The sequence below is a fragment of the Parageobacillus toebii NBRC 107807 genome (genome assembly GCF_003688615.2).
GTDB classification, from domain to species: Bacteria; Bacillota; Bacilli; order Bacillales; family Anoxybacillaceae; genus Parageobacillus_B; species Parageobacillus_B toebii.
In genome coordinates, this window is record NZ_CP049703.1 from 1,138,564 (window position 1) to 1,159,807 (window position 21,244).

At 42.3% G+C, this 21,244-nt stretch carries 18 protein-coding genes, 2 tRNA genes, 2 pseudogenes and 2 riboswitches; of the genes and pseudogenes, 16 read left to right on the forward strand and 6 right to left on the reverse strand.

Going from position 1 to position 21,244, the window contains the following annotated elements:
• Positions 1–156 precede the first annotated feature (156 nt).
• From DER53_RS05945 to tsaD, 6 genes and pseudogenes are all read left to right on the forward strand, one after another.
• Positions 157–233 (forward strand) — tRNA-Met (locus DER53_RS05945).
• A 5-nt stretch (positions 234–238) separates the two neighbouring features.
• Positions 239–311, forward strand: a tRNA-Asp gene (locus DER53_RS05950).
• Positions 312–630: 319 nt separating this feature from the next.
• Positions 631–1,089: a tRNA (adenosine(37)-N6)-threonylcarbamoyltransferase complex ATPase subunit type 1 TsaE gene (gene tsaE / locus DER53_RS05955; RefSeq protein WP_062756383.1), complete on the forward strand. Its 459-nt coding sequence runs from the start codon at positions 631–633 to the stop codon at positions 1,087–1,089.
• Positions 1,086–1,827: pseudogene (gene tsaB, locus DER53_RS05960) on the forward strand (tRNA (adenosine(37)-N6)-threonylcarbamoyltransferase complex dimerization subunit type 1 TsaB). Before tsaE ends, tsaB begins: the two are co-directional and overlap by 4 nt.
• Complete coding sequence (rimI, locus tag DER53_RS05965) at positions 1,787–2,239, forward strand: ribosomal protein S18-alanine N-acetyltransferase (RefSeq protein WP_012748970.1); 453 nt, start codon at positions 1,787–1,789, stop codon at positions 2,237–2,239. The pseudogene tsaB and the gene rimI overlap by 41 nt, the downstream one beginning before the upstream one ends.
• Positions 2,236–3,249 (forward strand): tRNA (adenosine(37)-N6)-threonylcarbamoyltransferase complex transferase subunit TsaD, encoded by a 1,014-nt coding sequence (gene tsaD / locus DER53_RS05970; protein WP_062756384.1) that lies wholly within the window; start codon positions 2,236–2,238, stop codon positions 3,247–3,249. The genes rimI and tsaD overlap by 4 nt, the downstream gene beginning before the upstream one ends.
• A 420-nt stretch (positions 3,250–3,669) precedes the next feature.
• Here tsaD and DER53_RS05975 read toward each other — a convergent pair whose 3' ends face one another.
• A complete protein-coding gene (locus DER53_RS05975) occupies positions 3,670–5,604 on the reverse strand; it encodes an ABC-F family ATP-binding cassette domain-containing protein (protein WP_012748973.1) in 1,935 nt (644 codons plus the stop codon).
• Between the two features lie 124 nt (positions 5,605–5,728).
• Here DER53_RS05975 and moaC point away from each other — a divergent pair.
• The 4 genes and pseudogenes from moaC to tatC all read left to right on the forward strand — a co-directional run bounded on the left by moaC (position 5,729) and on the right by tatC (position 7,816).
• Positions 5,729–6,251 (forward strand): annotated as a pseudogene (gene moaC / locus DER53_RS05980) (cyclic pyranopterin monophosphate synthase MoaC).
• Positions 6,241–6,897 (forward strand): redox-sensing transcriptional repressor Rex, encoded by a 657-nt coding sequence (locus DER53_RS05985; protein WP_062756386.1) that lies wholly within the window; start codon positions 6,241–6,243, stop codon positions 6,895–6,897. Before moaC ends, DER53_RS05985 begins: the two are co-directional and overlap by 11 nt.
• Entirely contained in the window at positions 6,894–7,049 is a 156-nt protein-coding gene (locus DER53_RS05990) for a twin-arginine translocase TatA/TatE family subunit (protein ID WP_012748976.1), read from the forward strand. The genes DER53_RS05985 and DER53_RS05990 overlap by 4 nt, the downstream gene beginning before the upstream one ends.
• Positions 7,050–7,069: 20 nt before the next feature.
• Entirely contained in the window at positions 7,070–7,816 is a 747-nt protein-coding gene (gene tatC / locus DER53_RS05995) for a twin-arginine translocase subunit TatC (RefSeq protein ID WP_062756388.1), read from the forward strand.
• 14 nt (positions 7,817–7,830) lie between these two features.
• On the opposite strand, the gene DER53_RS06000 is transcribed toward tatC, so the two are convergent.
• Both DER53_RS06000 and DER53_RS06005 read right to left on the reverse strand, forming a co-directional pair.
• Entirely contained in the window at positions 7,831–8,013 is a 183-nt protein-coding gene (locus tag DER53_RS06000; RefSeq protein WP_012748978.1) for a YdiK family protein, read from the reverse strand.
• Positions 8,014–8,017: 4 nt separating this feature from the next.
• The gene (locus DER53_RS06005) at positions 8,018–8,752 is read right to left on the reverse strand and encodes a CPBP family intramembrane glutamic endopeptidase (RefSeq protein WP_062756390.1); all 735 of its coding nucleotides are present in this window, start codon (positions 8,750–8,752) and stop codon (positions 8,018–8,020) included.
• Between the two features lie 279 nt (positions 8,753–9,031).
• Between DER53_RS06005 and groES the strand changes: the two genes are divergently transcribed.
• On the forward strand, positions 9,032–9,316 hold the full coding sequence (groES, locus tag DER53_RS06010; RefSeq protein ID WP_043903404.1) for a co-chaperone GroES: 285 nt from the start codon (positions 9,032–9,034) through the stop codon (positions 9,314–9,316).
• Positions 9,317–9,398: 82 nt separating this feature from the next.
• Positions 9,399–11,018 (forward strand): chaperonin GroEL, encoded by a 1,620-nt coding sequence (groL, locus tag DER53_RS06015; protein WP_062756391.1) that lies wholly within the window; start codon positions 9,399–9,401, stop codon positions 11,016–11,018.
• A 257-nt stretch (positions 11,019–11,275) separates the two neighbouring features.
• Here groL and DER53_RS06020 read toward each other — a convergent pair whose 3' ends face one another.
• The 3 genes from DER53_RS06020 to DER53_RS06030 form a co-directional block, all read right to left on the reverse strand.
• Positions 11,276–12,514: a cation:proton antiporter gene (locus DER53_RS06020; RefSeq protein WP_062756392.1), complete on the reverse strand. Its 1,239-nt coding sequence runs from the start codon at positions 12,512–12,514 to the stop codon at positions 11,276–11,278.
• A gap of 9 nt (positions 12,515–12,523) precedes the next feature.
• Positions 12,524–13,018: a cation:proton antiporter regulatory subunit gene (locus tag DER53_RS06025; protein ID WP_062756394.1), complete on the reverse strand. Its 495-nt coding sequence runs from the start codon at positions 13,016–13,018 to the stop codon at positions 12,524–12,526.
• Positions 13,019–13,491: 473 nt separating this feature from the next.
• Positions 13,492–14,736 carry an Nramp family divalent metal transporter gene (locus DER53_RS06030; RefSeq protein ID WP_062756396.1) on the reverse strand — a complete coding sequence of 415 codons (1,245 nt, stop codon included), beginning with the start codon at positions 14,734–14,736 and terminating at the stop codon, positions 13,492–13,494.
• A gap of 151 nt (positions 14,737–14,887) precedes the next feature.
• Between DER53_RS06030 and DER53_RS06035 the strand changes: the two genes are divergently transcribed.
• The 4 genes from DER53_RS06035 to guaA all read left to right on the forward strand — a co-directional run bounded on the left by DER53_RS06035 (position 14,888) and on the right by guaA (position 20,959).
• Positions 14,888–15,838, forward strand: coding sequence for an AAA family ATPase (locus tag DER53_RS06035; protein ID WP_062677493.1), 951 nt, complete (start codon positions 14,888–14,890; stop codon positions 15,836–15,838).
• Positions 15,839–15,846: 8 nt separating this feature from the next.
• Positions 15,847–17,037 carry a DUF58 domain-containing protein gene (locus DER53_RS06040; RefSeq protein WP_062756398.1) on the forward strand — a complete coding sequence of 397 codons (1,191 nt, stop codon included), beginning with the start codon at positions 15,847–15,849 and terminating at the stop codon, positions 17,035–17,037.
• Positions 17,031–19,217, forward strand: a complete 2,187-nt coding sequence (locus tag DER53_RS06045) for a DUF4129 domain-containing transglutaminase family protein (protein WP_062756400.1) — start codon at positions 17,031–17,033, stop codon at positions 19,215–19,217. Before DER53_RS06040 ends, DER53_RS06045 begins: the two co-directional genes overlap by 7 nt.
• 40 nt (positions 19,218–19,257) lie before the next feature.
• Positions 19,258–19,359: riboswitch (purine riboswitch) on the forward strand.
• A 61-nt stretch (positions 19,360–19,420) separates the two neighbouring features.
• Positions 19,421–20,959 carry a glutamine-hydrolyzing GMP synthase gene (gene guaA / locus DER53_RS06050; RefSeq protein ID WP_062756402.1) on the forward strand — a complete coding sequence of 513 codons (1,539 nt, stop codon included), beginning with the start codon at positions 19,421–19,423 and terminating at the stop codon, positions 20,957–20,959.
• 95 nt (positions 20,960–21,054) lie between these two features.
• Positions 21,055–21,156: riboswitch (purine riboswitch) on the forward strand.
• Positions 21,157–21,244 lie beyond the last annotated feature (88 nt).

Consider the following 21,244-nt stretch of genomic DNA (forward strand, 5'->3'; position numbering starts at 1 on the left):
GCGGGGTGGAGCAACGAGCTTAAGCTCCATCGAATAAGCTACGAGTTGCCTCGACGCATTTGACATCTTTGAATTAGCTAGTAGAGGAAGAGGCAACGAATTGAATTAAAGTTTTCCAAATCATTTGTTCCTAATTCAATCATTCCTTTCTATCACCGCGGGGTGGAGCAGTCCGGTAGCTCGTCGGGCTCATAACCCGAAGGTCGCAGGTTCAAATCCTGCCCCCGCAACCAATATTGGTCCCGTAGTGTAGTGGTTAACATGCCTGCCTGTCACGCAGGAGATCGCGGGTTCGAGTCCCGTCGGGACCGCTTAAGGTTGAATGCATTTTAATAAAATTCTTGCGTAGGAAACGAAACAGCCTTGTTTCGTTTTTTTATTTCTCCTTAGGAAGTGGCTTCCTAGGGTTTTTTTATTTTTTTTAGATGTGCAACTAGCTTACTGCAGGTTGGACTCATCCTTTAAGAAGATTGACGAAGGAAGCCGATAACTTTAGTCATTGTGTAGAGGCATAGATGCTTCTTTTCAACAATATTAAATATTAGCAGGGAAAGTGGTAACAAGTGATAAGAATATGATAAAATTTCAGAAGCGAAGGTTATCATTATAAAAATGTAAAGGTGAAACGTGATGAAACGTTATGAACTGATTATGCACTCTCCTGGGGAAACGATGCATCTTGCTTCAAGATTTGGAGAACAGTTAAAAGCAAAAGATGTCATTACGTTAGAAGGGGATTTAGGCGCGGGAAAAACGACGTTTACAAAAGGATTAGCCAAAGGATTGGGAGTAAGGAAAACGGTTAGCAGTCCTACTTTTACGATTGTGAAGGAATATAAAGGGCGTCTCCCCCTTTATCATATGGATGTGTATCGTTTAGAAGATACAATGGAGGATCTCGGTTTTGACGAATATTTTCATGGTGATGGTGTCACTGTCATCGAATGGGCACATCTTATCGAACCACAGCTACCACCGGAAAGATTGAACATTTATCTGTTTCACCATGGGAATGATGAGCGAAAATTAGTGATTGAACCAATCGGAGAACGATATGAACAGTTATGTAAGGGGATTTTAGAGTCATGAAAATATTAGCGATTGATACATCAAATATGGTAATGGGAGTCGCATTAGTGGAAGACGATATCGTAAAAGGAGAAATAGTGACAAATATAAAGAAAGACCATTCCACGCGCGTAATGCCGGCAATCCAGTCTTTATTGAAAGATTGCGGTGTATCTCCCAGTGAACTAGAGTTAATTGTTGTTGCGAGAGGGCCCGGGTCTTATACGGGAGTGCGCATCGGAGTAACGATTGCAAAAACATTAGCATGGGCATTAAAGATCCCGATTGTAGGAGTATCTAGCCTTGAAGTGTTAGCAGCGAACGGAAGGTATTTTTCGGGTGTTATCGCTCCGTTTTTTTGATGCGAGAAGAGGTCAAATTTATACAGGATTATATCGCTATAACGGCGTACAACTAGAGTGTATAGAAAGTGACCGAATCGTTTTGGCCGATGAATGGGCGCACAAACTGCAGGAAAGACAGGAGAAAGTGTTATTTATCGGAGCCGATATCGCCTTATATAAAGAAACGTTTCAGCAACAACTTGGCGATTTTGCGGAATTTGCGCCGTCTTCGTTACAATTGCCTCGCCCAGGTGAGTTAGCGCTGCTTGGAAAAAATAAAGAAAAAGAGAATACTCATACTTTTGTGCCTAATTACGTTCGCCTTGCCGAGGCAGAAGCAAAATGGCTTGCCAAGCAAAAAGGGGAAAACAAATATGGGGATGAAAATTCGATTTCGCTCAATGACCTTAAATGATATTGATGCAGTATTGCAAGTGGAGCATGCTTCTTTTACGTCTCCTTGGAGCAGAGAAGCATTTTATAATGAGCTTGTTTATAATCGTTATGCCAAATATATCGTAATGGAACATAACGGCCGCATCATTGGCTATGCGGGAATGTGGGTCGTCATTGATGAAGCGCATATTACAAATGTAGCTGTATTGCCTGAATATCGCGGTAAAAAATTAGGGGAAGCGCTAATGCGCAAATTAATGGAAACAGCAAAGCAACTTGGGGCTGTCACCATGACATTAGAAGTTCGTGTTTCTAATCATGTAGCCCAATCTTTATATCGAAAATTAGGATTTCTTAATGGCGGTATCCGCAGACATTATTATCCAGATAATTTAGAAGATGCTCTTGTAATGTGGGTGAAATTATCATGAATCATGACATATATGTTCTTGGAATTGAAACGAGCTGCGATGAAACCGCGGCGGCAGTTGTGAAAAATGGAACGGAAATTTTGTCTAATATTGTGGCTTCCCAAATGGAAAGCCATAAACGATTTGGCGGAGTCGTACCAGAAATCGCCTCGCGCCACCATGTCGAGCAGATTACGCTCGTTATTGAAGAAGCGATGCGTAAGGCGGATGTTTCGTTTCAACAGTTGAGTGCTATTGCAGTGACGCAAGGTCCAGGATTAGTCGGCGCTCTTTTGATTGGTGTGAACGCGGCGAAAGCGTTAGCGTTTGCCCATGGTCTTCCGCTTGTAGGCGTTCATCATATCGCCGGGCATATTTACGCGAATCGGCTTGTTACGGAAATGAAATTTCCGTTGTTATCTCTTGTGGTTTCAGGAGGACATACGGAACTTGTGTACATGGAGGGGCATGGCAAGTTTCAAGTCATCGGCGAAACGAGAGACGATGCGGCGGGAGAAGCGTATGACAAGGTAGCGAGGGCATTAAACCTTCCTTATCCGGGCGGACCGCATATTGACCGTCTTGCACAGGAAGGAAAGGTGACCATTGATTTGCCTCGTGCATGGCTAGAAGAAGGGTCATATGATTTTAGCTTCAGCGGGTTGAAATCGGCGGTATTAAACACGCTTCATAACGCGAATCAGCGTGGAGAAATCATCGACCCGAAAGATATGGCAGCCAGCTTTCAAGCGAGCGTAATCGATGTGCTTGTGACCAAAACCGTCAACGCAGCAAAAGAATATAATGTCCGTCAAGTGCTGCTTGCGGGCGGAGTCGCCGCAAACAGAGGATTACGAGCGGAGTTGGAGCGAAAAATGGCTGAATTAGACCATATCGAATTGGTTATTCCGCCTTTATCGCTTTGTACCGACAATGCGGCGATGATTGCGGCGGCAGGAACTGTTTTATTCGCACAAGGAAAACTTGCCGACATGGCATTGAACGCAGATCCAAGTTTAGAACTAGATTAAACGAAAAGGACTTCTTTCAAGATATGTCTTGAAGGAAGTTCTTTTTTTATATAAAAATGTGTAACTTTTTTCGTTGAACGGAGTGAAAGGAAGAGAGATAAAGTGTCTTTGAACAGATTAGCTATGAGCGTTTTACATGGTGGAAAAAGGAAAAACCAATTTTTTATTGAAAAAATAATCATGTGAATATATTTATCCACAAATTGTGGATATTGTGGAAAAAGAGAAAGAATCTTATTTTATTAGGGATGAAATAACCACAAATTTTTTCATATAAAAACGGCTTTTTTTGTGGATAATGTGGAAAAATCCGTGAATAACTTAAATTGTGGGAAAAAAATTGGGGATAAGTTTGTGGGTATGTGACTAACTAAAAAACATCCACGGGTATGCACAACCGTGGATGTTTTTTCGCAATTATTATTGTAATGTATGAAGTGTTTCCCATTCTTCTAGTAATTTTTCTAATTTTCCCTTCATTTCGTCACTCTCTTTTGTTAATTTTTGTACTTTCTCATGGTCTTGATAAATTTCTGGATCGCATAATTGTTCGTCGATGTATGCGATTTGCTGTTCTAATTCGCTAATTTCTGTTTCAATTTCTTCAATGCGCCGCTTGCGCTGTCGTTCTAGTTTTTTCGCCTCTTTTTCCTGTTCGTAGCTAAGTTTCGATGATGCCTCTTCATGAGAACGGCCTGTTTGTTTCTCGGAAGCGAGACGTTCTAGCTCCAGCATTTCCGCCTTTTTTGCGACATAGTAGTCATAATCGCCTAAATACTCGGTAATTCCGTCACTAGAAAGCTCATATACTTTCGTGGCAATTCGATTAATAAAATAGCGGTCGTGAGAAACGAATAAAATAGTTCCGGGATATTCGATTAAGGCGTTTTCGAGCACTTCTTTACTGTCTAAATCAAGATGGTTTGTCGGTTCGTCTAAAATAAGGAAATTGGCTTTTTGCATCATTAGTTTGGCAAGCGCCAGTCTCGCTTTTTCACCGCCGCTTAAGGCCGATACAGGTTTTAATACATCGTCTCCAGAGAATAAGAAGCTTCCGAGCACGGTGCGGATTTCTTTTTCCGTTTTGTCAGGGTATTCATCCCAAAGTTCATCGAGCACGCGCTTATTCGAGGACAAATCAGCCTGGTTTTGGTCGTAATAGCCGATTTGCACGTTCGAACCGTAACGGAAATGTCCTGATTGCAGCGGAAGTTTGTTTACAATCGCTTTTAACAACGTTGACTTTCCGATTCCGTTCGGTCCGACCAAGGCGATGCTTTCACCGCGCGTGATGCGGAAACGAATGTTGCGAATGAGCGGCTTGTTCTCATCATATCCGACTGCGACATCTTCAGCGATTAATACGTCATTTCCGCTTTGTCGTTCGATGTCAAAAGAAAAGGAAGCAACTTTTTCGTCTCCTGCTGGTTTTTCCATTCTCTCCATTTTTTCTAACTGTTTTCTCCGGCTTTGTGCACGTCTTGTTGTGGAGGCACGGGCAATATTGCGTTGAATAAAGTCTTGGAGTTTTGCGATTTCTTCTTGTTGTTTTTCATACAGTTTTCGTTCTCGTTCATATTCGGCTGCTTTTTGTTCTAAGTAACGGCTGTAATTTCCTGTGTATCGTTTCAATGTTGTCCGTGACAGCTCATATACTTGGGTGACAACTTTATCGAGAAAGTAGCGGTCGTGGGATACGATAAGAATAGCGCCAGGATATGTTTGCAAGTATTGTTCGAGCCATGTTAATGTTTCAAGGTCTAAATGGTTTGTCGGTTCGTCCAAAATAAGCAAATCAGGCTTCATTAAAAGCAGTTTTCCAAGCGCCAGACGAGTTCGTTGTCCGCCGCTTAACGATTGAACGGGAGTCGTCATATAGTCATATTTCGCAAATTGTAAGCCGTGTAAAATCGAACGAATATCCGCTTCGTATTGATAACCGCCTTGTTCTTTATAGCGTTCTTGCAATGCATCATAATCTTTTAATAATTTTTCATAGCGGGAAGAATCGGCGATTAGATCAGGGTCTCCCATTTGCAGCTCCATCTGGCGAAGTTGTTTTTCTATTGTTTTTAGAGGAGCAAATACTGTCATCATTTCTTCCCAAATGGATAAAGAGGAGTGTAGACCGCTATCTTGAGCAAGATATCCGATCGATACTTCTTTTGGTTTGATGATTTCTCCACTATCGTAAGACATCTCACCAGCAATAATTTTTAACAGTGTCGATTTTCCTGCTCCGTTTCTTCCGACGAGCGCAATCCTATCTTTGGATTGTATTTCTAATTTTATATTCGATAAAATAAGGTCAGCACCGAAATATTTTGTCAGTTGATTGACTTGTAAAATAATCATTGTTGTTCACCTCTCGTTTAACAATAATAGTGTAGCGTAATTTGTTTTCTTATCGCAATAAAACAAAACGATAAAAGACAGATGTCTAAAAATAGTGTATAGTTTATAAATGGGGGAGATATGTGTGTCATCATTTACGCATTTTAATGAACAAGGCCGTGCAAAAATGGTCGATATTACGGAAAAAGAGGATACCATTCGAGTAGCGGTAGCACAAACGAGCGTGACCGTAAATAAAGAAATTTACGAGAAAATGACAAATCGCATGATTGAAAAAGGGGATGTGCTTGCTGTTGCGCAAGTAGCCGGCATTATGGCCGCAAAAAAAAACGTCTGATTTAATTCCAATGTGCCACCCTCTTATGTTAAAAGGTGTCGACATCCAATTTGCATGGCATGTCGAGGAAGAAAAAGCGCTTTACCAATTACTGATCACCGTAACGGTAAAAACAAAAGGAAGTACAGGTGTGGAGATGGAAGCGCTGACGGCTGCTTCTGTTTGTGCACTGACCGTGTATGATATGTGTAAGGCGCTAGACAAAGGGATGGTGATTGGCCCAACCTATTTAGTGGAAAAATCAGGTGGGAAATCAGGCCATTATCAACGAGAAAACAGTAGTGTTGGGGGATTTGCGAATGAACAATGAACAACCAAAAATTCCGCAAGCAACTGCAAAACGTTTGCCACTATATTACCGCTTTTTGAAAAATTTACATGCTTCAGGAAAACAACGAGTTTCTTCTGCGGAATTAAGTGAGGCAGTAAAAGTTGATCCCGCGACCATTCGCCGTGATTTTTCCTATTTCGGTGCGCTTGGCAAAAAAGGATACGGATATAATGTCAATTATTTATTATCTTTTTTTCGCAAGACGCTTGATCAAGATGAAATTACCGAAGTGGCGTTATTTGGAGTCGGGAACTTAGGGACAGCGTTTTTAAATTATAATTTTATGAAAAACAATAATACAAAAATTGTGATGGCATTTGATGTCGATCAAAAGAAAGTAGGAAAAGAAGTTGGCGGTGTGCCAGTATATCATTTGGATGAATTGGAAAATCGCCTTCACGAAGGAATTCCTGTTGCGATTTTGACCGTACCGGCTCCTGCCGCTCAATGGATTACGGACCGTCTCGTTCAAAAAGGGATTAAAGGAATTTTAAACTTTACACCCGCTCGATTGAACGTACCGAAACATATTTGTGTCCATCATATTGATTTAGCTGTTGAATTGCAATCATTAGTCTATTTCTTAAAAAATTATCCGGCCGATAAAGGAGAGAATGAAAAGTGAAATATTTGTTAATTGTGCTTGTTATTTTATTATTGTTTGGAACGAAAAAACTTCCGGAGCTGGGCAAATCGCTCGGTCAATCGCTGCGGGAATTTAAGGATGCCACTAAAGGATTAACAGACGAGGATGAAAAAAAGCCAGACCAATTATGATTTGTTAGGATGATTGAAGTATGGACGATAAAGAAATGTCGGTGTACGAACACCTGGGAGAATTACGAAAGCGACTTATTATTGTTCTTGCGTTTTTTGTCATTGCCCTTATTGCTAGTTTCTTTTTCGTGGAGCCCGTCATTTTATATTTGCAGCGAACGGACGAAGCGAAAGAATTAACGATGAACGCCTTTCGTTTAACAGATCCAATAAAAATTTATGTTCAATTTGCGTTTGTTCTTGCGTTTGTTCTTACCGCGCCAGTTCTGCTTTATCAAATTTGGGCGTTTGTCAGTCCTGGGCTGTATGAAAAGGAACGAAGAGTCACGTTAAGCTACATTCCGATTTCGATCTTTCTCTTTTTAGCTGGCATTAGTTTTGCGTATTTCATCTTATTTCCTTTCGTCGTTCGTTTTATGCAAAATTTAGCGTCCCGTCTCGGCATTCATCAGGTGATAGGGATTAATGAATACTTTGAATTTTTGCTTCACCTGATCTTGCCATTTGGAATTGTATTTCAGCTTCCGGTAGTTGTAATGTTTTTAACAAGGCTTGGCTTGATTACACCGATGTTATTAATCAAGGTGCGCAAATATGCTTATTTAGCGCTATTGATTTTAGCGGCGGCCATTACGCCGCCAGATGTGCTGTCACAAGTCATTGTTATGATTCCGCTTTCGATTTTATATGAAGTGAGCATTTGGATTTCGAAAATAGCTTATCGCAAAGCGCTATTGGCGCAGACGGAACAAGAAAACCTCCCGTGAATGCGGCGGGAGGTTCATTTTTTAAAGTAAAGTACTAACAGACGTATCGCAGTTCCAAAATCAAGCGTAGCTATTATCGCAAGAACGATCGTGAAAAAATTCCAAATGGTTTCATCCGCACTTTGAATCGACAAGTAAGTGAATAAGATGCCCATAAGAAAATAGAAAAAAGCGAATTGTAATGGTGACCTTTTCATCGTACTAAAAGCCTCCAATAATGAGTTGTATCTGTTCTGTTTGCCGCATCATTTTTTCTATCTCATCCGCAAATATCGTTTGTATTAATACGACGAACGTATTCATAGTGACGTGGGCAAAAATCGGAACGAAAATACGCTTTGTTTTCGCGTAAAGAAACGCAAAGGTAAATCCCATTGTCGCATACAGCAGCAGGTGTTCGAACTCCATGTGGACAACCGCAAATAAAAGAGAACTAACTAGTGCGGAAATGAAGAAATTATATTTTTGATATAGTGTTCCGAAAATAATTTTGCGAAAAATAATTTCTTCTAAAATCGGTCCGATGACAGAAGTAACGACCATCAATAATGGGGTGACTCGAATAATCTCGACAATTCGTTTTGTATTTTCTGAACCGGGCTCGATGCCGAGCAAGCGCCATTCAATATTGGCGGCAATGCTTTGGGCAAACAAGGCTAAAAAGACGCCGCCAATGGCCCACATCCATGCTGCAGATAACGGAACGCTATAACGGGTGTGCCGCTGTTTTATATCTTCACGCAAGAAAAAGAGAATGATGAGAAAGGCGATGGAAAAGCTGATAACCGCCCAATAGCCAGAGGCGATCTCTGTTGCCACAAAGTCATTTTTTGCGTGTTTTCCAACACCGAGAAAATGCAACAATGGGACCCCTGCAATACCTGATAGCTGCATGATGACATACGTAATAATGACATACCAGTAGCGTCGTTTCAATGAAACTTACCCCTTTGCCGATAAAATAATATAGTGATACTTCCCGTATTGTAGCACATCTTCTATAAAAAATGACAAAAAAAGAATGGATTGTTGTTTAGGTTTGTGGAAATGTGAAATAATTAAAAAGGGCAGGAAACGAGAAAAAACATATTATTTTTTGGTGTTTCCCACTTGCAAAAAAAAGAGAAGTTCATTAATATTATAAGTGTGTTAGCACTCAGTTAAGACGAGTGCTAATAAGAACGGAGAAAATTATTATCAAGGAGGTTGTTTTCCGTGTTAAAGCCATTAGGTGATCGCGTTGTCATTGAAGTGATTGAAACAGAAGAAAAAACTGCAAGCGGCATCGTATTGCCAGACACTGCGAAAGAAAAACCACAAGAAGGCAGAGTAGTTGCTGTTGGTAAAGGTCGCGTGCTTGACAGCGGTGAACGTGTAGCTCCAGAAGTAGAAGTTGGCGATCGTATTATCTTCTCGAAATATGCTGGTACAGAAGTAAAATATGATGGCAAAGAATACTTAATTTTACGTGAAAGCGATATTTTAGCTGTTATTGGTTAATATAGCATTGATAACATAGATATGCAAAAATAATATTTAACAAAATACTTAACGATTCTATTTCATAAGGAGGTAACGGGGTATGGCAAAAGAAATTAAATTCAGCGAAGAAGCTCGTCGTGCGATGTTACGTGGTGTGGACAAATTAGCTGATGCGGTAAAAGTAACGTTAGGTCCAAAAGGCCGTAACGTTGTATTAGAGAAAAAATTCGGTTCTCCATTAATTACGAATGACGGTGTAACGATCGCGAAAGAAATCGAATTAGAAGATCCATTTGAAAACATGGGTGCGAAGCTTGTTGCTGAAGTTGCAAGCAAAACAAACGATGTTGCTGGGGACGGTACAACAACGGCAACAGTTTTAGCGCAAGCAATGATCCGCGAAGGATTGAAAAACGTTACAGCTGGCGCAAACCCAATGGGCATCCGTAAAGGTATTGAAAAAGCGGTTGCTGTGGCAGTAGAAGAATTAAAAGCAATCTCCAAACCAATCAAAGGAAAAGAATCGATTGCTCAAGTTGCGGCTATCTCTGCAGCTGACGAAGAAGTTGGCCAATTAATCGCAGAAGCAATGGAACGTGTTGGTAATGACGGTGTTATCACATTAGAAGAATCAAAAGGCTTCACAACAGAATTAGATGTTGTGGAAGGTATGCAATTTGACCGTGGTTATGTATCTCCATACATGATCACAGATACAGAAAAAATGGAAGCAGTGCTTGAAAATCCATATATCTTAATCACAGACAAAAAAATCTCTAACATCCAAGACATCTTGCCTATCTTAGAACAAGTTGTTCAACAAGGCAAACCATTATTAATCATCGCAGAAGATATCGAAGGCGAAGCGCTTGCAACATTAGTAGTAAACAAACTTCGCGGTACATTCACTGCTGTAGCGGTAAAAGCTCCTGGCTTCGGTGATCGTCGTAAAGCAATGCTTGAAGACATCGCAATCTTAACTGGCGGTGAAGTCATCTCCGAAGAGCTAGGACGTGAATTAAAATCTGCAACAATCGCATCACTTGGCCGCGCTTCAAAAGTAGTCGTAACAAAAGAAAATACAACAATCGTAGATGGCGCTGGCGACTCTGAACGCATTAAAGCTCGCATCAACCAAATTCGTGCTCAATTAGAAGAAACAACTTCTGAATTCGATCGTGAAAAATTACAAGAACGTCTAGCAAAATTAGCTGGCGGCGTAGCGGTAATCAAAGTTGGTGCAGCTACAGAAACAGAATTGAAAGAACGCAAATTACGCATCGAAGACGCGCTCAACTCTACTCGTGCCGCTGTGGAAGAAGGTATCGTAGCCGGCGGTGGTACAGCATTAATGAACGTATACAATAAAGTTGCTGCGATTGAAGCAGAAGGCGATGAAGCAACTGGTGTGAAAATCGTTCTTCGCGCAATTGAAGAGCCAGTTCGCCAAATCGCGCAAAACGCTGGTTTGGAAGGCTCTGTCATTGTTGAACGCTTAAAAACAGAAAAACCTGGCATCGGCTTCAACGCGGCTACTGGTGAATGGGTAGACATGATTGAAGCTGGTATCGTAGACCCAACGAAAGTAACTCGTTCCGCACTTCAAAACGCAGCTTCTGTTGCCGCTATGTTCTTAACAACAGAAGCAGTTGTCGCTGACAAACCAGAAGAAAACAAAGGCGGCAACGCAGGCATGCCTGACATGGGCGGAATGATGTAATCCCTATAAAAAACAAGGAACACTGGGAGTGATCCCGGTGTTCCTTTTCTTTTTGGATAGAGGGAAGAGAAGAAACGGAGTCTACAGTATTTGCATAGAGAGGTCTTCTTTTGGAATGTAAACGTCTTTTAGACCGATCGGTTGCATGAATACGTCCCCGAGTTGCCGCTTGTCCGGTAACTGAGCGTCCACTCGGGGAAGCAAATAAGAGATGGATCTGAAGTAAGCGAATGGTAAAGAAGGCGTTGCAGATGCTATTATTTTTCTGCAGTTTCCAGTTGTTCCTTCTGCTTCTCTTTTATTACCTTCTTATCCCATTTAAATACTTTATTGAGTAGTTTATATATACTTTTACTTTCTTTGGCAAAGAGCGGCCCCAATATCGCGAGCATGAGAACGTAAAGTGCGGTAAAAGGAGTTAATATAGGGTTTAACCCCGCTGTAATCCCCAGATTCGCAACGATAATGGAAAATTCCCCACGCGCAGTGATCGTCAAACCAATGTTTGTAGAGGCTTTGTAGGACAATCCAGCCCTTCTCCCAGCGATCATCCCTGCCACGATATTTGCTATTAGAGTGACGATAACGGCCCCTAATGATAACCAAAACGCATGAATTAAGGTTGACGGTTCAATACTCAAACCGAAACTAAAGAAAAAAATAGCTCCAAAGAAGTCACGGAATGGAACAACTAAATGTGCGATTCGATCACGGTGTTCCGTCTCCGAAAAGACAAGCCCGAGCAGTAAGGCTCCGATGGCTTCAGCGACGTGAATCGTTTCGGAAAAACCGGCAACAAAGAAGAGAGTAGCAAAGATGACGATGATAAATATTTCATCGGATTTGATATTTAACCATTTGTTCAGTAGAGGGGCACCTTTTCGAGCGATGATAAAAAATAGCAACATATAAGCGACAGATGTGAAAACAGATAGGCTGATTCCAAAAAGGGAGGTGGAGCCAGCTAGCAAAACACCTGACATCGTCGTCAAAAATAAGGCAAGGAAGATATCATCAAAAAGGATCATTCCTAAAATGAGCTCTGTTTCAGGATTGGCCGTTCTCTTTAAATCGACAAGCACTTTAGCCACGATGGCACTTGATGATACACTGAGGAGCCCGGCAATCAGAAGCGTTTCCATCCATGGCATTCCGACGGCCTTGCCGTAAAGCAATCCTAAAACAAAGTTCATTATGACATAGATGGTGCCACCAACTACAATGTTTTTTCCGGACTTAATCAGTTTGCCGACAGAAAATTCAAGCCCCAAATAAAACAGCAAAAAAAGTACCCCGATCCTCCCTAAAAACTGGATAATTTCATTACTTTCAATAAAGGTGAGGTCAATAATCCCAATCGTGGGGGCATGAGGACCAACCAGCATGCCGATAATGATCAAAAACGGGATAATGGAGAAGTTTAATTTATTGGCAATGATGGATCCAATAGCAACTAAAACGAGCGCTGTTCCCACTTCCAATACTAAGTAGTTCATTTATCTACATCACTCCTTATTTGATAGTAGCTGATTAATGATCTCCTTTATTTGTTGTCTTTCTCCAGACATGACCAATGTATCCCCGGCTTCAATCAATGTATTGGGACCCGGATTATGAGATTTTTGGGAATGTTTCTTTTTGATAGCGATAACGGTGATACCGAAGCGGTTCCGAATATCAAGATCTCCAATTTTTTTATTTACAGCAGGGGCGTTCGGTTCTACTTGAAACCACTCGATAATTAGATCGTCAAAGGCGAATTCAACCGTTTCGAGTGCTTTCGGTTTGTATGCCATTCCTCCAATGATCCCCGCAATTTGCCTCGCTTCTTGGTCGCTTAGCGTCACACTGCTAACGACTTCATCATAATCATCTGCGTCAAAGTGATAAATTTCTCTTCGTCCATCGTCATGAATCACGATGACAAGTTTATCTTTGTTTCGCGTAATAATTTCAAATTTGTACCCAATTCCTGGAAGTTCAATTTCTCGAATATTCATGGTCAAAGATTCCTCCTTATGGATTGTTTATTTGTTTTTGAAGCGCCATTTGGATTATGGCACCTAATAAACCCTAATATTACCAAATGTGAGCAACAATAAACTTTCTATGACCTTTTTTAGATTTGGTCATCGAAGGAATAGAAGTGTCGATGATGAGTAGTTTGCTTATAGAGGAAGCAGTCGAAAATTTTTTGTATAAAAATACCATTTTTGTTTATATCTAATTCTTATAACAAATGGTCCCTTTCCTGTTATCTATTTGGGCTATAGTTATTATAACAGTAAAAAAGGTTCTTTTCACTGTTTTTGTCTTGGTTGACTGTTTGAAGGCAGGCGAGAGGGAAATACATATGTCAGTTGCCCCGCCTTTCTATATCTTTTCCTTTGTTTTGCGTTACACGAAAGACAATAAAAAATCATTATGTGGACGATAGAAAAAACATCCTGGCAGCTCCAGGATGTTTTTTTATTCAGGCAAAAAGGTTGCGCAGTTCGTTCACCGCCAATACGGCAAACAAGACGAGGCAAAGAATCAACAATAAGTTGGACAGCCAATGGTTGCGTCTTCCTTCCGGTAGCTCTTTTTTCGAATTTAAAAGCCACAGTAGCGTAATCGCCAAAAACGGCATAAATAATGCTCCTAACGCACCGTAGACGATAATTAATCCAACCGGTTTGCCGATAAAATGCAAAAGCATCGGTGGAAATGTGAGCCAAAAGACGTAAAAGCGGAATGCTTTTGTTTGATTGAGTTTTTCTTTATCAATGTTCAATTTTCGTACATTGCGGATAAAATCGGCGAACAAATATGATACTCCGTTCCATACGCCGATTACCGACGTAAAGGAGGCAGACCAAAATCCAAGCAAAAACAGCCAGCGCGATGCCGGATGCAGCTCATTGCCCATAATGGAGGCGAAGGAGACAAGCCCTTGCTCGCCGCTGATGCTTGTGTCTGTTCCGTATAACAAGGCGGCACCAAGCACAAGTAGCGACAACGTAAAGATCGCTGTTACAATGTAAGCGATAGCGGAATCATAGCGCATCGGCGAAATGTAGGAGGGTCCTTTCCAGCCGTTTTCTTGAATCCAATAGCCGTATGATGCCATTGTAATCGAGCCGCCGACGCCGCCGATTAATCCGAGCGCGTAAAGGAGGGATCCTTTCGGCAGGTCAGGAACGGCCGTATGCCATAGTCCGTTCAGCTGCGGAAGAACGAGAATGGCCGAGCCGACTACAGTAATAAACATGAGACCGACTAGTACGTTCATGACACGCTCAAATAGCTGAAAACGGCCCGACCAAGTGATCGCAAACCCGGCGATTCCATGGATAATTGCCCAAGCCCAGAGAGGAATGGCCGGAACCATCGCTGACATCGCCAAGGCGCACGAAGATGTACCGGCGGCGCCGTATACAAAGCCCCAAATAAGCGCATAGACGCCAAAATAGCCGGAGGCCCATTTCCCCATCGACTGCCAGCCTTCAAAAATGGTTTTGCCGCTCAGCAAATGCCAGCGTCCTACCCCTTCATTTAACACAAATTTAAAGATAGCTCCAACGATGATTGCCCATGCGAACACAAGAGCGTAATTCGTGCCGGCGACAAGCGCGGCGACGAGGTCCCCTGCCCCGACACCGGTAGCCGCGACAATGAGACCGGGACCAATAATGGTCCATTTTTTCTTGTTGGTTTGGCTATTTGATGTTTCCATCTCCATCCTCCTTAATAATAAAAATTATTTCAAAAATTATGTATATTAGTTATTATAATATTAAATAATTGAGGAAATGAAATGTCCACAGCCAAAAGTTTTATCATCATAACAATATGACTGCCATCCTAAAAGTAAAGGAGCTTCATTCATGACGGTAAAAGAAATGTTACAGCCTTCGATAGAACAAGTTGTAGAAAATATCGAGAAAGTGATTGTGGGGAAAAGAAACGTAGCGATATTAAGCCTTGTTGCACTGCTGGCCAAAGGACATGTGCTTTTGGAAGACGTTCCCGGCGTCGGCAAAACGATGCTGGTGCGCGCGCTGGCCAAATCGATCAACGCGCAGTTTAAGCGGATTCAATTCACCCCTGACTTGCTTCCGAGCGATGTAACAGGCGTGTCTATTTATAACCCGAGAGAGAGGCAATTTGAATACAAGCCCGGGCCAATTATGGGGAACATCGTGCTGGCCGATGAAATCAACCGTACGTCGCCGAAAACGCAATCGGCGCTTTTGGAAGCGATGGAAGAGGGAAGCGTTACAGTGGACGGGGCGACAAGACCGTTGCCGCGTCCGTTTTTCGTCATGGCAACGCAAAACCCGATTGAATATGAAGGAACATATCCGCTCCCGGAAGCCCAGTTGGACCGCTTTTTATTGAAGCTAAACATGGGATATCCATCCCCTGAGGAAGAGGTGGGAATATTAAGCCGAGTGGAAAAAGCGCCGCCTATTGAGGGAATTCGCCCTGTAATGGCTTTGGATGAGCTGCTGGAGCTGCAGCGGCAGGTGACGAAAGTATACGTTAGCGATCCTATTAAGCGTTACATCGTTGACATCGTGCAGCGAAGCCGTTCGAACGCGTCCGTTTACCTAGGAGTAAGTCCGCGGGGGTCTGTTGCGCTGATGAAAGCGGCACAAGCGTATGCGTTTATGCACGGACGGGAATTCGTTGTCCCTGATGATGTGCAGTTTTTAGCGCCATATGTATTGTCTCATCGCATGATTATTAAATCAGAAGCAAAGTTTGACGGGCTTACAGCGGAAGAGATTGTCGCCCAAATTATCGCTAGAACTCCTGTTCCAATTCAAAGGTAGTGAAACGGATGAGAAAACGAACGCGCTTTATTCGGCAAGTTTTTGGTTTATTTAGTTTATTTGTGATCCTTTTTTCATATGCGATGTTTCAGGGAGGCTTTGTCAGTTGGTTTTTGTTTTATAGTTTTCTTCCATTTGGTCTTTATTCACTAGCAATTGCCGTCTATCCGTTTCATCGCGTCATTGTGAGGCGAGTGATTCATCAGCGGCAGCTTCATGCCGGCGATTCGCTTACGGCAACGGTCGAAGTGCGTTTTCCGATTTGGTTTCCATTTGTGGCGTTGACGATGGAGGAAGCCGATGTTCCTTTACTTAAGATGGAACAGACAAAAGTAACGATTCCATTTATTTGGAAACGAACGTTTTCTTACACGTATGAATTGCGCGAGCTGCCGCGAGGGGAACATATATTTTCCGCGCTTCGCCTTACCGCTACGGACTTTTTCGGACTGATAGAAAAGAATTCGATCCATTTCGCAGAAGAAACGATTTTAGTATATCCTCGCTATATCGATATCATGTACCGAAAAGCGGAACAACAGTTTGACCAAGGAATGGCCGCTTCCTTGCTACAGATTCATCGAGATATGACGATGGCTGTGGGGGTTCGGGAATATGCGCCAGGCGACCGCTTTTCATGGGTTCATTGGAAAGCATCTGCCCGCAAGCAACGGTTGATGACAAAAGAGTTTGAAGAACGGCAGCGGGATGATTTGATCGTTGTACTTGATCGTACACCAACATCATTGTTTGAAGAGATCGTGACATTTGTTGCTTCTTTTTTGCGGGCCGCTATTAAACAAGGGGTGCAGACAGGACTTGTATCCGTTGGCAGCGACCGCACCATCTTTCCTGCTCGAAATGGTGAGGAGCATCTACAGCGCTTGTTTTATCATTTAGCAAAAGTAGCTTGTGATAGTCATGAGCCATTTGCGCGCGTTATTTCCAATGAAAGAGCAAACTGGAGAGCGACCGTTGCTTTTTGCTATGTTACTTCTTATTTACAGAAAGAGCTGGTTTTCACGTTAGGCGAAATGTCTGCACGCCGCCATGAGGGAACCGTGTTTCTTATCAAGGATGATTTGACGAAAGAGGAGCGGAACTGGATGGAAGCGCTGCGCCACAAAGGAATCCATGTTGTGGTCGTATCGCCGCGAAATATAATGACGACCTTGCATAAAGGCAGGGATGAATGGTGAATGCAATTAAAAATCTCGGGAAGAATCTGCTTATATATGGGTTGGCTTGCTGGCTGCTGATCGAATGGCTTCTTCCGCTAGAAACGGTGTCTGATACCAGGAATGTGCAAGTCTTTATTTGGTTTGTGTCTGTTTGTTTTCTTCTTTATTTGTTGCGGATTCCAGTGTGGCTTTCTGCTTTTATAAAGATTGCATATATGGTCTGTGCGTTAAACACATTGTTTTACCATGTTTCTTATTTGCAGGTGCTGAAGCTGCTTGTTCGGGAAATTGTTGATCACGTCCCTATTTTATTTTCGATGCGTTGGGCGGAACTGACCAACTCGTTTCGCAGCTTTCTTTTTTTTCTTTTGTTATGGATGATGGCGTATTTACTGCATTATTGGCTATTTACGCAAAAACGGCTGTTTTTCTTTTATGTCCTGACTGTTACGTACATTACGGTACTAGATACGTTTACCATGTTTCGTGGAAACGGTGCGATTATTCGTTTAGTCGTCTTTGGTTTTTTCCTCTTAAGCTTCCTGCATATAGAACGGTTGCGTGAAAAGGCATCGATTGCAGGCGGAATCAGAAAATGGACGGTTTTCTGCTTATGCCTAATTGGACTAGCTTTCATCTGCGGATATTTTAGTCCCAAACTGCCGCCTAAATGGCCGGATCCGGTGGCGTTTGTGAGAAGCTATGCAGCCCCGCAAGAGGAAAAACGGAATGATCCTGCTTTAGCGAAGGTGAAAAAAATCGGCTATGGGCAAAATGATTCGCGGCTTGGCGGTCCATTTATTGCCGATGATACGGTCGTTTTTATTGCCGAAGACCAAAAGCGGCATTATTGGCGTGTCGAAACGAAAGATATTTATACAGGAAAAGGATGGGAAAGCTCGGATAGTGTGCAAGTAAAAACATTTGAAAAAAACACAGATATCGGTTATTCTTGGTGGAATCTATCGGTGAAAAAACAAACGATGACAGCTAGCATCCATATAAAGGAGCCTTATTTCCATATTGTTTACCCTCTTGGGCTAAAGACAATAGATACGCCTGAAGACATTGTGTTTCGTTTGGACACGGCAACGGAAAAAATGTATGCAACTGATCGTTCAGCTTATGCGATTATGTTAAGGACATATAATATTACTTATGAATATCCGACGTTCTCCATTGATAAATTAAACGCCGCACCGCCAGTGCAAGATGAGGGGTTAAAAAAGCGATATACGCAGCTTCCTGAAAGCGTACCGAAACGAGTGCGCGATTTGGCGAAACAAATCGTAAAAGGAAAGCAAACACAGTATGAACAAGTAAAAGCAATTGAGCAATATTTTCACATGAACGGATATGTGTATGAAACGAGTGATGTTGCTATTCCAGGGGAAAAGGATGACTACGTCGATCAGTTTTTATTTGAAACAAAAAAAGGATATTGTGATAATTTTTCCACTTCGATGGTTGTGCTCCTACGTTCTCTTGGTATTCCAGCACGTTGGGTGAAGGGATATACGTCGGGGCAACTAATAGAAGGAGCAACTTTGGGAGAGGAAGAAGGAAAAAATGTATATCAAGTGACGAACAAGGATGCGCATTCATGGGTGGAAGTGTATTTTTCCGGAATCGGCTGGGTTCCGTTTGAGCCAACGCAAGGGTTTGCGAACCCATATGAGTTTACCGATTTGCAATCTACGCCGGAAACAGCGCCGGTTCCTCGACAGCGTAGGCTCGAGCAAGGCCGTGTTCCTATAAAAGATGTGATGGAGCAAGATCGGTCTTCTTCATCAAGTGTGAAAGAAACATTCGCCAGCTTTTTAGACATTTGGTCATGGAAGCGCATCACGATTGTAGTGTCTATATTGCTTGCTTGTGCATTAGTGCTGTACAAAACGAGACGGAAATGGTGGCCGTATGTTACATTGTTTCTATTCAAATACAAACGGGGGAATGACCGATTTACGAAAGCGTATCTTTCTTTACTCCGTCACTTGGATGATTATGGATTAAAACGGAAACAAGATCAAACGCTAAGACAATACGCCGCATATGTCGACGATTGGTTTCAAACAAAGGAAATGACGAAGTTGACATTGTTATATGAAAAGGTGATTTATCAACAAGAAACCGTTCGGGTTGAATGGGCGGAAGTGAAAGAATTATGGGAAAATTTAATTAAAAAAACGGCATCTTGACCGCTGATAGATAGAGTTGATAGAATGGATTAAAATTTAATGAAATCATCATATGTACCTTCATATATCCTCGGTAATATGGTCCGAGAGTCTCTACCGGGTCGCCGTAAACGACCCGACTATGAAGGCGGAATTAACTAGAATTTTGCCTTTATAGTTGTCGTGGGCGATTCTAGTTTTTTATTTTGCGATGAGGTGATGACATGGAACAAAAACAGGAAATGATTATTGTTCTAGATTTTGGAAGCCAGTATAACCAATTAATTACTCGCCGCATTCGCGAGTTTGGGGTATACAGCGAATTGCATCCGCATACGATTACAGCGGAAAAAATTCGAGAAATGAATGTAAAAGGAATCATTTTTTCCGGCGGCCCAAACAGTGTATATGACGACAATGCGTTTACGTGTGATCCGCAAATTTTTGAGCTTGGGCTGCCGATTTTAGGAATTTGTTATGGCATGCAGTTAATGACCTATCATTTGGGTGGAAAAGTAGAAAAAGCAACACATCGTGAGTACGGAAAAGCAATGATTCAAGTAAAGAACGCTTCCGCCCTTTTTGAACGTCTCCCAGACGAGCAAGTGGTCTGGATGAGCCACGGCGATTTAGTCACTGCTCCGCCAGAAGGGTTTACTGTAGATGCTGTTAGCGCTTCTTGTCCAATTGCGGCAATGAGCAATGAGGCGAAAAAGTTTTACGCGGTGCAATTCCATCCAGAAGTGCGCCATTCCGTTTACGGAAACGATATTTTAAGAAATTTCGTATTTGACGTGTGCCAATGTAAAGGCGATTGGACGATGGAAAGCTTTATCGATAGCCAGGTTCGCAAAATTCGCGAGCTTGTTGGAGATAAAAAAGTGCTTTGTGCGTTAAGCGGCGGTGTCGATTCTTCCGTGGCGGCTGTGCTTGTGCATCGCGCCATCGGCGATCAACTCACATGTATTTTTGTCGATCACGGGCTCCTTCGCAAAGGGGAAGCGGAAAGCGTCATGAAAACATTCCGCGAAGGATTCCATATGAACGTTATTAAAGTGGATGCGAAAGAGCGCTTTTTATCAAAATTAAAAGGGGTAACCGACCCGGAACAAAAACGCAAAATCATCGGCAACGAATTTATTTATGTGTTTGATGATGAAGCGGCAAAATTAGAAGGAATAGAGTTTTTAGTACAAGGGACGCTTTATACAGATATTATCGAAAGCGGCACGGCGACAGCACAGACGATCAAGTCTCATCATAATGTCGGCGGATTGCCGGAAGATATGAAATTCAAACTCATCGAACCGCTTAATACGCTGTTTAAAGATGAAGTACGCGCGCTTGGAACGGAATTAGGCCTTCCAGATGAAATTGTTTGGCGGCAGCCGTTCCCAGGTCCAGGATTAGGCATTCGCGTGCTTGGCGAAGTGACAGAAGAAAAATTAGAAATCGTCCGTGAATCGGACGCGATTTTACGGGAAGAAATTAAAAAAGCGGGACTTGATCGGGAAATTTGGCAATATTTCACGGTGCTTCCGGACATTCGTAGCGTCGGTGTGATGGGTGATGCCCGCACATATGACTATACGGTCGGCATTCGCGCTGTTACATCGGTGGATGGCATGACAGCGGATTGGGCGCGCATTCCTTGGGAAGTGCTTGAGAAAATTTCTACGCGTATCGTCAATGAAGTGCCGCATGTCAATCGAGTTGTATACGATATTACAAGTAAGCCGCCGGCAACGATTGAATGGGAATGATTTCTATAAAACGAACAAAAGACGGGCATTTATCGTTAAATGTTCGTCTTTTTCATTGACATAAAGCGATCGTGCTGATACAATGTACCTATATCGCGAATATTGTCAAAATACGTCGTATAATCCCGGGAATATGGCTCGGGAGTTTCTACCAAGCTACCGTAAATAGCTTGACTACGAGGTATAATGGGGTAGAGAGTGCATTTTTTTGTCCTCTCTATATTCATTATCCCTCTTTAGTCAACGCTTCTGGTAGCTTACTAGAAGCGTTTTTATTTTTATAGG